Below are 13,276 nucleotides of genomic sequence, written 5' to 3'. Positions count from 1 at the left end.
ATTTTCTGACTCCTGGCTGGCGGCACCCGCTCCAGCGCCGCCGGCGAATCTGGGGGACCGAATTCGGGGGACCTGAATACGGTCTGCGCTCCCTGGACCGTGACTGACTCCCCAAAACTCGGCTGCCCGGGCAGCCTGCCCGGAGCCCGGCAGGTCGCGGGAGCGGCCGGCTTCCGCCTCCTGGTCATGGTGGCATCTATTGTATGGATGTCCTACTATCGGGAAGCCGAGGGTTCTAGGTATCTCCGTCCGCCACATCGTCCCCGGGAGCCGCTTCGATGTCCTCCGACGCGATGTCCTCCGACGGCCGGCACGAGCCGGCTGCCGCGCTGCACACACCAGTTCATCCGGTCCGGATCGTGACGGCGACCTCCCTCTTCGACGGGCATGACGCGGCGATCAACATTATGCGTCGCCTGTTGCAGGCGCAGGGCGCCGAGGTGATCCATCTCGGGCATGACCGCAGCGTCGAGGAGGTCGTCACCGCCGCGATCCAGGAGGACTCCCAAGGGATCGCCCTGTCGTCCTATCAGGGCGGGCATGTCGAGTACTTCAGCTATCTCATCGAGCGCCTCCGCGCGCGCGGAGCAGGCAACGTCCGGGTCTATGGCGGCGGCGGCGGGGTGATCGTGCCGGCGGAGATCGACCTGCTGCACGCGCGCGGGGTCGCGCGCATCTTCTCCCCGCAGGACGGGCAGCGGCTCGGTCTCGCGAAGATGATCAATATGATCATCGAGGCCTGTGACGTCGATCTGACGGAGGACGGGCCGAAGCTCGATGCGGTGGCGGCTGGTGAGGACGGCGCGCTCGCCCGGGCGATCACCGTGCTCGAGGTGGGCCGGGACCCGCGACTCGCGGCGGCGCTGCAGGACGAGGCCGCCCGCCGGCCGCGGGTTCCGGTTCTCGGTATCACCGGCACGGGTGGTTCGGGAAAGTCCTCACTCACCGACGAGCTGATCCGGCGCTTCCGCCTCGACCAGGGCGACAGCCTGCGGATCGCGGTGCTCGCCATCGACCCCAGCCGTCGGCGGGGCGGCGGTGCACTGCTCGGTGACCGCATCCGGATGAACTCCCTGGGTGATGGCACAGCAGGGAACGTGTTCTTCCGGTCGCTGGCGACGCGCGCGGGGGGCAGTGAGGTTCCGGCTCCCTTGGCGGATGTGATCACGGCCTGCCGGGTGGCCGGTTACGATTTGGTGATCGTCGAGACGCCGGGCATCGGGCAGGGTGACGCGGCGATCGTTCCGTTCTGCGATGTTTCGCTGTACGTGATGACACCCGAGTACGGTGCGGCCTCACAACTCGAGAAGATCGATATGCTGGACTTCGCCGACGTGGTGGCGGTGAACAAGTTCGAGCGGCGCGGCGCCGAGGATGCCCGGCGTGACGTCGCCCGGCAACTGGTGCGCAACCGGCAGGCGTTTGACCAGTCCTGGGAGGACATGCCCGTCTTCGGCACCTCGGCCGCCCGGTTCCACGACGATGGGGTGACCGCTCTGTATCAGCACCTCGTCGGGCTGCTACGCAAACACGATCTGTCTACCGTGTCCGGCTCGTTGCATCCGGTGCACGGGCGGACCTCCACCGAGCTGACCACGGTCATTCCGTCCGCCCGGGTACGCTACCTGGCCGAGATCGCCGAGACGGTGCGGGGCTATCACGCCGAGACCGAGCGCCAGGCACTGCTGGCCCGCCGTCGTGAGCATCTGACGACGGCCCTTGCGGCACTGGCCAGCGCTGGCGCTGGCGCGGCGCCGGCGGAGCCCACCACCCTCGCCATGCTGCGCGACGAGGCCGAAGCCGCCCTGGCTCTCTGGACGAGGGAGCTCCTGGCGCAATGGCCGGCGATCGTCGAGGAACGTCAGGGCGAGAAGATGACCTATCTCGTCCGGGGAACCGAGATCCACACCCCGCTGGTGCGCACCACGCTCAGCGGGACTTCGGTCCGGCGGGTGGCGGTACCCGCCATCGACGACGACGCTCGCCTGATCCGCTTCCTGCGGCGTGAGAACCTGCCGGGCTACTTCCCCTTCACCGCCGGCGTCTTTCCGTTCAAACGGGCCGGGGAGGCCCCGGCGCGAATGTTCGCCGGTGAAGGTGACCCCTTCCGGACCAACCGCCGGTTCCACTTCCTCTCCGCCGGCTTGCCCGCGACCCGCCTGTCCACCGCCTTCGACTCGGTGACCCTCTACGGCCGCGATCCCGCGTCCCAGCCCGACAGCTATGGCAAGATCGGCACGTCGGGCGTGTCGATAGCGACGTTGGACGACATGAAGGTCCTGTTCGCCGGGTTCGATCTGTGTGATCCGTCGACCAGCGTCTCGATGACCATCAACGGCCCGGCGCCGACGATCCTGGCGATGTTCCTGAACGCCGCGATCGACCAGCGCCTAGACGCCTTCCGCGCCGAGCACGGCCGGGAGCCGAGCGCGGACGAGGCCGCCGAGGTCCGGGCCCGCACGCTGGCCACGGTCCGTGGCACCGTGCAGGCGGACATCCTCAAGGAGGACCAGGGGCAGAACACCTGCATCTTCTCCACCGAGTTCGCGTTGCGGGCGATGGCGGACGTGCAGGAGTGGTTCATCGAACACGCGGTCCGGAACTTCTACTCGGTATCGATCTCCGGTTATCATATCGCCGAGGCCGGCGCTAATCCTATCAGTCAGCTCGCGTTCACCCTGGCCAACGGCTTCACCTACGTCGAGGCCTATCTGGCCAGAGGGCTGCGCATTGACGATTTCGCCCCGAACCTGTCGTTCTTCTTCTCCAACGGGATGGATGCGGAGTACACCGTCATCGGGCGGGTGGCTCGCCGGATCTGGGCGGTGGCCATGCGGGAGCGCTACGGTGCCGCCCCCCGGTCGCAGATGCTGAAGTATCATGTACAGACGTCGGGCCGGTCGCTGCACGCGCAGGAGATGACCTACAACGATATCCGGACCACGTTGCAGGCGCTGTGCGCGATCTACGACAATTGCAACAGCCTGCACACCAATGCCTACGACGAGGCTGTGACGACTCCTACGGAGAGCTCCGTCCGCCGCGCGTTGGCCATCCAGATGGTCATAGATCAGGAATGGGGACTCGCCGCCAACGAGAATCCCCTGCAGGGATCGTTCATCGTCGATGAACTGACCGACCTGGTCGAGGAGGCGGTGCTCGCCGAGTTCGAGCGGATCAGCGACCGCGGCGGTGTACTCGGCGCGATGGAAACCGGCTATCAGCGGGGACGCATCCAGGACGAGTCGATGCTGTACGAGCGGCGCAAGCACGACGGCACCCTGCCGATCATCGGGGTGAACACGTTCCTGCGGCCCGAGCCGGCCGGCACCGATCCCGACTCCGAGGGAGGCCCGATGGAGCTGGCGCGGGCCACGGAGGAGGAGAAGCAATCTCAGCTCACTCGGCTGGAGGAGTTCCACCGCCGGCACGGCGCCGAGGCGGGCGCCGCCTTGGAACATCTGCGGGAGGTCGCCAGGAGCGGGGGGAACACGTTCGCGGCGCTGATGGAGGCGGTCCGCGTCTGCTCCCTCGGGCAGATCTCCCAGGCATTCTTCGACGTGGGTGGGCAGTATCGCCGTAACGTCTGATTATGTCCCGGGTGGCGCCCGCCGTTACATCGATCGGCGTTACGCTGGTCGATGCGCCGGGCGCCGCGGCAATCTCCGGGTACGCATGAATCTTTGCCAGCGCGTCCGTCCTGGGGTGCAATGGACGCTGCCCGCCGCGACGGTCCCCGGCTGCCAGGCCGGGCGGGAACCGTCCCATGAAGTGCAGGAGCGTCGACAAGTCGTGGCCACCCCGAAACCGTTGCCAACCGACCCCATAGCGGAGGCCCATCGGCACTGGACTGCCCACGGCTGGGGGGCGGCCGCGGACGGCATGGCAGCGGTCACCTCCCTGATGCGGGCGCAGCAGATCGTCCTCGCCCGGGTTGACGAGGTCCTGCGCCCCCTCGACCTGACCTTCGCGCGCTATGAGCTGCTGATGCTGTTGATGTTCAGTCGGGCCGGAGCGCTGCCCCTCAACAAGATCGGAAGTCGGCTGCAGGTCCATCCGACCAGCGTCACCAGCGCGGTCGACCGGTTGGAGGCGAGGGGGCAGGTGCGGCGTACCCCGCATCCCACGGACCGGCGGGCGATTCTCGCTAAGATCACCGAGGAGGGCCGGGCCACTGCCATGACCGCGACCGAGAAGCTCAACGACACCGTCTTCGCCGATCCCGGGCTGGGTGACGGCGGGGTGCGCACGCTCATCGACCTGCTGACCGATCTGCGCCGGGCCGCCGGCGACTTCTGATCCGACGGCCGCCTGATCCGACGGTCGCCCCGGAGATCGGTGTGATCCGCTCTCCCGTCGCCGTCGGCCCGTCCGCGACTACCCTCTAAAGCTGTGACCTACCTCGACCACGGGGCGACGACGCCGATGCGACCGGAAGCGCTCGCCGCGTACACCGCGGTGCTTGCCGATACCGGCAATGCCTCGTCTCTGCATGCCAGTGGCCGCCGTGCCCGCCGCATCGTCGAGGAGTCCCGCGAGACGCTCGCCGGAGTGCTGGGCGCCCGCCCGTCCGACGTGGTGTTCACCGGAGGCGGTACCGAAAGTGACAACCTCGCCCTGAAGGGTCTGTACTGGTCACGCCGCCGGGCCGAACCGGGCCGGCGGCGGGTACTGGTCAGCGCCGTCGAGCACCGGGCCGTCCTGGACACCGCCGACTGGCTCGGCCGGGCGCAGGATGCCGAGGTCGAGCTGCTCGCGGTCGATGCCGCGGGAACCGTGCATCCGGACACCCTCGCCGCCGCCCTCGACCGGGATCCGGACTCGGTGGCCGTCGTGTCGGTGATGTGGGCGAACAGCGAGGTCGGCACCGTTCAGCCGATTGCCGAGCTCGCGACGATCGCGCACCGTCACGGCGTGCCCTTCCACACCGATGCCGTGCAGGCGTTCGGCCAGATCCCGATCGCCGTCACCGACGAGGGCCCCGACGCCATCACGGTCAGCGCGCACAAGATCGGGGGGCCGATCGGTGTCGGTGCCCTGGTGGTGCGCCGGGGATTGGCGATGGAGCCGCTGACCCACGGCGGCGGTCAGGAGCGCGACATCCGGTCCGGAACGCTGAACACGGCCGGGGTGGCGGCGTTCGCGGCGGCCGCGGCGAAGGCGTGCGCCGAGGCGCCGCAGGAGAGCGTCCGGCTGGCGGCCCTGCGTGACGACCTGGTGCGCCGGGTCCGGGCGGAGGTCCCGGAGGCGGTGCTCAACGGCGCCCCGCTGCTCGGGGACGGCGGCAGTGGGGACGGCGGCGGTCCAGGGCCGCACCGGCTGCCGGGAAACGCCCATCTGACCTTCCCCGGCTGCGAGGGAGACTCGCTGCTGATGCTGCTCGATGCCCGGGGGATCGAGTGTTCCACCGGCTCGGCCTGCTCCGCCGGAGTGGCGAGGCCGTCGCACGTGTTGCTCGCGATGGGAGCGGATGAGGCACACGCCCGCGGATCGCTGCGGTTCTCTCTCGGGCACACCTCACGGGCCTGCGACGTCGACGCGCTGGTCGCGGCGATCGGGCCGGTCGTCGAGCGGGCGAGCCGCGCGGGGGCGCTGGCCGGCACGAGCGGCAGCCTGAGCGGCACCTGAGATGCGATGCCCATGATGCCTCGCTCCCGTCCACGTGGTTCCCTGAGGTTCGGCGGAGATTCGGGGAGGTGATGGTCTGATGCGGGTGCTCGCCGCGATGTCCGGCGGGGTCGACTCCGCCGTCGCCGCAGCCCGGGCGGTCGACGCCGGTCACGACGTCACCGGGGTGCATCTGGCGTTGTCGCGCTCGCCGGAGTCGGACCGGACCGGAGCCCGCGGCTGCTGCACTCTCGAGGATGCCCGGGACGCCCGGCGGGCCGCCGACATCCTCGGCATCCCGTTCTACGTCTGGGATCTCGCGGACCGGTTCGAGACCGACGTCATCGAGGAGTTCGTCGAGTCCTACGCGGCCGGTCGCACGCCCAACCCCTGCGTGCGCTGCAACGAGCGCATCAAGTTCGCGGCCGTACTCGACAAGGCCCTCGCGCTCGGCTTCGACGCCGTCGTCACCGGGCACCACGCCCGGCTCGATCCGGACGGCACCCTGCGCCGCTCGGTGGATCCGGACAAGGACCAGTCCTACGTCCTGGGAACGCTGCGTCCCGAGCAGCTCGCCGCCGCGCGGTTCCCGCTCGGGGATTCCACCAAGGCCCAGGTGCGGGTAGAAGCGGCCGAGCGTCGCCTCGCCGTTGCGGACAAGCCGGACAGCCACGACATCTGTTTCATCTCGCATGGGGACACCGGTGGCTGGTTGCGCGAGCGGCTCGGCCCGCGGCCGGGTCCGGTCATCGATGCGACGACCGGGCAGACGCTCGGGCACCATGACGGCGCCTACGCCTTCACCGTGGGTCAGCGTCGCGGGCTGAAGCTCGGGCGGCCGGCCTCAGACGGCCGGCCGCGCTATGTGCTGGACATCTCCCCGGTGACGTCGACGGTCACCGTCGGACCGGCCGAGGCGCTCGACGTGCGCCGGCTCGTGGCGGACCGGGCGGTCTGGCCGCACGAGGGGGCCGTATCATGTCTGGCCCAGGTGCGGGCGCACGGCGGGGTGGTACCGGCGGTGGCGCAGGCGCGCGGCGAGGAGCTCGTCGTGACGCTGACGACGCCGGTCCGCGGCACGGCCGCCGGCCAGGCGGTGGTGCTGTACGACGGTGACCGGGTGCTTGGCGGAGGGCACATCCGCACTACCGGTGGTTAGCCGGGCGCCTGGTCGGCGGGCCGTCGACGAAGCGGGCCCGGAGCGGGCCCGGAGCGGGCCCGGAGCGGACGTGGCCGGGGATCTCCCGCGGACTCCCGGAGGATGTCAAGACATGAGTACTGACGCTGCACGGATGTGGCCGGCCGGCGCGGCCACCGGGGTGGGCTCGCTGCCGGGAACGGATGCGGCCCAGGCCGTCAAGCTGGTCTTCGACGAGCTGCCGGACCTGCCGTATCTGCCCGAACTGCCGGCCAGGGGACCCGGGGGTGCGATGGTCGGGCGGGCGGCGGCGATCCTCGTCGACATGCCGGTGGACCTTCAGCCGGCCGGCTGGCGGCTGGTTCCCCGACCCGGCCTGGACCTGCGCCGGTCACGGGAGCTGCTCGAACGCGACCTGGATGCGCTGACGGAGGTCGCCGCCGGCTACGCGGGACCCTTCAAGATTGCCGCGACCGGCCCGTGGACGCTGGCGGCCGAGCTGGAGCTTCCCCGCGGGCACAAGGCGTTGTCAGATACCGGCGCGACCCGTGACATCGCCGACGCACTGGCCGCGGGGCTCGTCGAACAGGTCGAACAGATCGCCCAGCGCGTCCCGGGGGCGCGGATCCTGGTCCAGCTCGACGAGCCATCGCTGCCGGCGGTGCTCGCGGGCCGGATCCGCACTCCGAGCGGGTTCTCGGTGCTGCCCGCGGTCGAGGAGGGCTTGGTCGTGGAGCGGCTGCGGATCCTGCTCGGTGGCCTGCGGGCGCTGCCGGCGACCGGCGGAGTCGGGGTGCACTGCTGCGCTCCCGCGGTGCCGCTGGCGGCGTTGCGCGCGGCGGGCGTGGACTTCGTCGGTCTCGACGTCACCGCGCTCACCCAGGCCGAGGACGACGCCGTCGGCGAGATCGTGGAGGCCGGAGTGCGGTTGATGGCGGGTCTCGTCCCCACCAGGCCGATTTCACCGGCCGCGCCGATTTCACCGACTGGACCGGCCGCACCGGCTGGTGCAGCCGGACGGGCTGTGCCGGCCGCACCGAAGTTGTCGGCCGCACCGAAGTTGTCGGCCGCACCGAAGTTGTCGGATGCCCGCCGTACGGTCGAACCCGTCATCGCACTGTGGAGCCGGTTGGGATTCCGGCCCGAGCAGCTCGGGGAGGTGGTCGCCGTGACGTCGACCTGTGGCCTGGCGGGCCTGGGAACGGACGATGCCAGGACGGTGATGCGCCACTGCCGGAAGGCGGGGCGGGTTCTGGTCGACGCGCCGTCGTGAGCGCGACAACCGGCACGGCCGGTACAGCCGACGAATCCGGCGTGGCTTCGGCGGCGGCTTCGGCGGACGAGCGGGCCCGCGCCGCCAGCCTCGCCCGCGAGCTCGACGAGCACGCGTACCGCTACTACGTGCTCGACTCCCCGACGATCTCCGATGCCGAGTACGACCGGTTGATGGCGGAGCTCGCCGCGCTGGAGGAGCGGCATCCCGACCTGCGCACGCCGGACTCGCCGACGCAGAAGGTGGTCGGTTCCTACTCGACCCTGTTCACCCCGGTCGAGCATCTCGAACGGATGCTGTCCCTGGACAACGTCTTCGACGACGACGAGTTCCACCAGTGGGCGGCGCGCGTGGCCCGGGAAAGCGAGGTCGACGCCTGGCTCTGCGAGCTGAAGATCGACGGGCTTGCCGTGGACCTCGTCTACGAGGACGGTTACCTGGTGCGTGCCGCGACGCGCGGCGATGGCCGGACGGGGGAGGACATCACCCCCAACATCCGCACCCTGGCGAGCGTGCCGGTGCGGCTGCGCGGGCCGCGGGTGCCCGAGCTGCTGGAGGTGCGGGGCGAGGTCTTCTTCCCGACCGCGCAGTTCGCCGAGCTCAACGCCGGGCTGGTGGCCGCGGGGGGCAAACCGTTCGCGAACCCGCGTAACGCCGCGGCCGGATCCCTGCGGCAGAAGGATCCCCGAGTCACCGCCACCCGGCCGCTGGAGATGATTGTCCATGGCCTGGGCGCGCAGCGCGGCTTCGAGGCCACGTCCCAGTCGGCGGCCTATGCCCGCTTCGCGGAGCTCGGGCTGCCCGTCGCCACCCACTTCGAGGTCCTGGCGGCGGTGCCCGGCGTGCTGGACTACGTGCACCGGTGGGGCGATGCGCGCCACGGCGTGGTGCACGAGATCGACGGAGTGGTCGTCAAGGTCGACTCGTTCGCCCTGCAACGCCGGTTGGGCTCCACCTCGAAGTCCCCCCGCTGGGCGGTGGCCTACAAGTATCCACCGGAGGAGGTCACGACGAAGCTGCGCGATATCCGGGTGAACGTGGGCCGCACCGGCCGGGTGACCCCCTTCGGGGAGCTGGAGCCGGTCCTGGTCGCCGGGTCCACGGTGGGCCTCGCGACCCTGCACAACATCGACGAGGTCGGCCGCAAGGGGGTGCTCATCGGGGACACGGTCGTCCTGCGCAAGGCCGGGGACGTCATCCCGGAGATCGTCGGCCCGGTCGTCGACCTGCGGGACGGTTCCGAGCGGGCCTTCGTGATGCCCACGCGCTGCCCGGAGTGCGGCACCGAGCTGGTGCGGCCCGAGGGCGAGGTCGACATCCGTTGCCCGAACACCGTCTCCTGTCCCGCGCAGCTGCGGGAGTCGATCTTCCATTTCGCCTCCCGGGGGGCGATGGACATCGACGGGCTCGGGTATGAGACGGCGACCGCCCTGCTCGAGGCGGGCCGGGTGCGTGACATCGGCGACATCTTCCACCTGACGCCCGAGTCCTTCGAGGGGCTGCGCGGGTTCGCGCAGAAGAAGATCGACCAGATTCTGCGGGGGGTCGAGGCCGCGCGGCACCGGCCGCTCTGGCGGCTGCTGGTCGGCCTGTCAATCCGCCACGTCGGGCCCACGGCGGCGCGGGCGCTCGCCCGGGAACTGCGGTCGCTGGAAGCGATCGCCGCCACGCCGGCCGAGGACCTCGCCGCGGTCGAAGGGGTCGGTCCGAAGATCGCCGGCGCGGTGGTCGACTGGTTCGCCGATGAGCGGCACCGCGACATCCTCGCCAGGATCGCCGCCGGCGGGGCACGGCTCGCCGACGTCGGCGCGGAGGAGGGCCCACGTCCCCTCGACGGCGTCACCGTCGTCATCACCGGCACGCTCACCGACTGGAGCCGCGACTCGGCCAAGGAGGCGGTCGAGGCGCGCGGCGGCAAGGTCACCGGCTCGGTGAGCAGGAAGACCACCGCCGTCGTCGTCGGCACGGATCCAGGGGCCTCGAAGTACGACAAGGCGCGCAGTCTCAGGATCCCCATGCTGGACGAGGCCGGATTCGCCGTTCTGCTGGCGCAGGGGGTCGACGCGGCCAGCAAGCTCGCCGTTCCCGTGGACGGTCCCGAGAAGGCCGAGACCCCGGTGGAATAACGTGGGGAAGGCTCCCCCACTCAGAAACGGTCCGTCCTGGTCAGGCTCGCGGCGATGCCCGCCAGATGGGCCAGTCGGTCGATCTCGGAGGAGCGGAACCGGGGGCCGCCGGGCCGCCCGACCAGGATCACCAGCCGTTCGCCGCCGACCGGGGCCGCGGCGAGTTCCATGCTGACCGCCCGCCAGCGAGGCGGGAAGGCGCCATCCTCGGCCCCGATCCGCCGCGCCCGTTCCAGCGGCAGCCAGGGCAGGGGTAACCGGACCCGTTCAGGGACACCGAGATCGTCCCCACCGAGGGCCGGAGCGCCCACCGAGGTCTCCCGGACCCGGACGTCATCCGGCCCGACGTGCTCCAGCAGCATCGCCCAGTCGGCGTGGAAGATGCCGGGCGCGAGGTCCGTCAGGGTCGTCGCGGCGTCGTGCGGCCGATCGGTCAGGGCGTCCACCAGGTCGAGGTCGTTGCCGACACCGCCCCCGTCGGCGAGAAACGGCCGAAGCGACTCGACGATTACGCCCGGAACCGACTGGGCGGCGGTGAGGACGCGATCGGCGAGGCCGCCGGGTGGCAGGAGCACGAGCAGATCGTCCACGGCTCCGTCGGCGGTGCGCTCGACGACGGTGATGCTGACGATGTCGATGCTCGCCCTGCCCAGGGCCGTGGCCACCGCGCCGAGCGTTCCCGGGCGGTCCGGCAGCATGAGGCGAAGCAGGTACGACATGTAGCTGAGCATGCGCAAAGGGCATGTCGGCGGGATGGCCGACCGGTCACGTGAAGATAACGTCCCCGCCCGGCCGGAGGCTCCCCCAGGAACCTCGCCGAAGGCGAGGTGACGGAAACCCCGAAGGGCGGCCTAGGCCAGGGGAGCGGCGGGGGGCGGCGTCCGCGGGGGTCCCGCCGCGGCCCGTACGATGACATCACGTCGACGCGGCGATGCGTCCGGTCCCGATCGTCCGCCCGGGGCGCCCCAGGGGTGCATCCGGCCTCTCCCGGTTCCGGTTCCCGCATCCGTCGCGGCGCCCAGGACCAGTCACGGGCCCCGTGCCCACCGCCTACGAAGGGGCCACACGCCATGGCGATCACTCGGGACGAGGTGGCTCACCTCGCCCGCTTGGCGCGGGTGTCGGTGACCGGCGACGAGCTCGACGCGCTGGCACCGCAGCTCGAGGCGATCCTGTCCGCGGTCGCCCGAGTCTCCGAGATCGCCGCCGCGGACATCCCGCCGACCAGCCACGCCGTGCCGTTGACCAACGTCTTCCGGCCGGACACCATCTGCCCGTCGCTGCCCGTCACCGAGGCCCTGGCCGGTGCCCCCGCCACCGAGGACGGGCGGTTCCGGGTGCCCCGCATCCTCGATCCGGACGAATGAGGTCGCCGCCCGCATGACGGAGAACATGACGGAGAACCCGACACCTCCCGGCACGACCGACGTCGTGCGCCTGTCCGCCGCCGCGACGGCGGCCGCGATCGCCGCCGGCAGGCTGAGCGCCGTCGAGGCGACCCGGGCGGCGTTGGACCGCATCGCCAAGGTCGACGAGACCGTCCACGCCTTCCTGCACGTGGACGCCGACGGCGCGCTCGCCGCGGCCCGGTCGGTCGACGACCGGCGCGCGGCCGGGGAGCGCCTCGGGCCGCTCGCCGGGGTGCCGTTGGCGCTCAAGGACGTCTTCACCACCCGAGGGATGCCCACCACCTGCGGCAGCCGCATCCTTGAGGGCTGGCACCCCCCGTACGACGCCACGGTGGTGAGCCGGCTGCGGGCCGCGGACGTCGTCCTGCTGGGTAAGGCCAACATGGACGAGTTCGCCATGGGCTCGTCAACCGAGAACTCGGCGTTCGGGCCGACCCGCAACCCCTGGGATGTCACCCGCATCCCCGGCGGCAGCAGCGGCGGCAGCGCCGCGGCCGTCGCCGCCTTCGAGGCGCCGCTCGCCCTCGGCACCGACACGGGCGGTTCCATCCGTCAGCCGGCCGCCGTCTGCGGTCTGGTCGGGGTCAAGCCCACCTACGGCGGGGTCAGCCGCTACGGGCTGGTCGCCTTCTCCAGCTCGCTGGACCAGGCCGGCCCGCTGGCCCGCACGGTGACCGACGCGGCGTTGCTGCACGCCGCGATCGCCGGTCACGATCCTCTGGACTCCACGAGCGTCGACGCGCCGGTTCCCGCGGTTGTGGCGGCGGCACGGCAGCGCGACATCCGCGGTATGCGGGTCGGCGTGGTCCGCGAGTTCGCCGGCGACGGGTACGACCCGGGGGCCGAGGCCGCCTTCGCTGCCGCGGTCGAGGCGCTGACGGGCCTGGGCGCCCAGGTCATCGAGGTGAGCTGCCCGCACTTCAGCTACGCGCTGCCCGCCTATTACCTGATCGCGCCCAGCGAGTGCTCGTCGAACCTGGCTCGCTTCGACGCGATGCGCTTCGGGCTGCGGATCGGCGACGACGGCCGGGCCGGGGCCGAGGAGGTCATGAGCCGCACCCGCGAGGCCGGTTTCGGCCCGGAGGTGAAGCGGCGGATCATCCTGGGCACCTACGCCCTGTCCTCGGGGTACTACGACGCCTACTATGGCCAGGCGCAGAAGGTCCGTACGCTGATCAGCCGCGACTTCACCGCCGCGTTCGAGCAGGTCGACGTCCTGGTCTCGCCCACCACCCCGACGCCGGCCTTCCCACTGGGCGCGAAGGTCGATGATCCGGTGGCCATGTACCTGTCGGACCTGTGCACGATCCCGTCCAACCTCGCGGGCGGCCCGGCGATGAGCCTGCCGTCCGGGCTCGTGGACGGGCTGCCGGTGGGTATCCAGATCATGGCGCCGCCGTTCGCCGACGACCGGCTCTACCGGGTCGGCGGGGCGCTGGAGGAGGCGTTGGACGCCGAACGCGGCCATCCGCTGCTCGACGAGGTCCCTGCGCTGTGAGCGGGCGCCCGGCGGTCTCGCGGGTCATCCGTGTTCCGGGGGTGGCGGCCGCGGTGACGGGCCGCCGGCCGCGAGGGAAGGGCGGGAAACGGCGATGGTGAGCCTGCGCAGCGGCCGGCAGGACCGGTTCCTGGTGGGCGTGGTGTGGCTGCTCACCGTGCTGGTGCTGGGCCTCGGTATCGCCACGCTCAACCCGGTCCTGCTCCTCTGGGGAGTGCTCGGCCT

9 protein-coding genes are annotated in these 13,276 nt (G+C 71.2%); 8 read left to right on the top strand and 1 reads right to left on the bottom strand.

What is annotated here, in order from left to right; all coding sequences use genetic code 11:
• Positions 1–278 precede the first annotated feature (278 nt).
• The 6 genes from icmF to ligA all read left to right on the top strand — a co-directional run bounded on the left by icmF (position 279) and on the right by ligA (position 10,144).
• Positions 279–3,590 (top strand): fused isobutyryl-CoA mutase/GTPase IcmF, encoded by a 3,312-nt coding sequence (gene icmF / locus AC08OP_RS10920; RefSeq protein ID WP_476614089.1) that lies wholly within the window; start codon positions 279–281, stop codon positions 3,588–3,590.
• Between the two features lie 202 nt (positions 3,591–3,792).
• Positions 3,793–4,299: a MarR family winged helix-turn-helix transcriptional regulator gene (locus tag AC08OP_RS10915; protein ID WP_476614088.1), complete on the top strand. Its 507-nt coding sequence runs from the start codon at positions 3,793–3,795 to the stop codon at positions 4,297–4,299.
• Positions 4,300–4,392: 93 nt separating this feature from the next.
• Positions 4,393–5,628 (top strand): cysteine desulfurase family protein, encoded by a 1,236-nt coding sequence (locus AC08OP_RS10910; protein WP_476614087.1) that lies wholly within the window; start codon positions 4,393–4,395, stop codon positions 5,626–5,628.
• 79 nt (positions 5,629–5,707) lie between these two features.
• A complete protein-coding gene (mnmA, locus tag AC08OP_RS10905; RefSeq protein ID WP_476614086.1) occupies positions 5,708–6,766 on the top strand; it encodes a tRNA 2-thiouridine(34) synthase MnmA in 1,059 nt (352 codons plus the stop codon).
• Between the two features lie 112 nt (positions 6,767–6,878).
• Entirely contained in the window at positions 6,879–8,018 is a 1,140-nt protein-coding gene (locus AC08OP_RS10900; protein ID WP_476614085.1) for a methionine synthase, read from the top strand.
• Positions 8,015–10,144, top strand: a complete 2,130-nt coding sequence (gene ligA, locus AC08OP_RS10895; protein WP_476614084.1) for an NAD-dependent DNA ligase LigA — start codon at positions 8,015–8,017, stop codon at positions 10,142–10,144. The genes AC08OP_RS10900 and ligA overlap by 4 nt, the downstream gene beginning before the upstream one ends.
• A 20-nt stretch (positions 10,145–10,164) precedes the next feature.
• Here ligA and AC08OP_RS10890 read toward each other — a convergent pair whose 3' ends face one another.
• Positions 10,165–10,875, bottom strand: coding sequence for an ACT domain-containing protein (locus tag AC08OP_RS10890; protein WP_476614083.1), 711 nt, complete (start codon positions 10,873–10,875; stop codon positions 10,165–10,167).
• A 339-nt stretch (positions 10,876–11,214) separates the two neighbouring features.
• Here AC08OP_RS10890 and gatC point away from each other — a divergent pair, with 339 nt between their 5' ends.
• Positions 11,215–11,511 carry an Asp-tRNA(Asn)/Glu-tRNA(Gln) amidotransferase subunit GatC gene (gene gatC, locus AC08OP_RS10885; RefSeq protein WP_476593122.1) on the top strand — a complete coding sequence of 99 codons (297 nt, stop codon included), beginning with the start codon at positions 11,215–11,217 and terminating at the stop codon, positions 11,509–11,511.
• Positions 11,512–11,524: 13 nt separating this feature from the next.
• The gene (gene gatA, locus AC08OP_RS10880; RefSeq protein WP_476605820.1) at positions 11,525–13,051 is read left to right on the top strand and encodes an Asp-tRNA(Asn)/Glu-tRNA(Gln) amidotransferase subunit GatA; all 1,527 of its coding nucleotides are present in this window, start codon (positions 11,525–11,527) and stop codon (positions 13,049–13,051) included.
• Positions 13,052–13,276: the final 225 nt, after the last annotated feature.

The organism is Frankia sp. CeRuru1 (assembly GCF_977966315.1).
The sequence above is the reverse complement of the archived record's forward strand: the minus strand, read 5'-3'. Positions and strand labels throughout refer to the sequence as shown.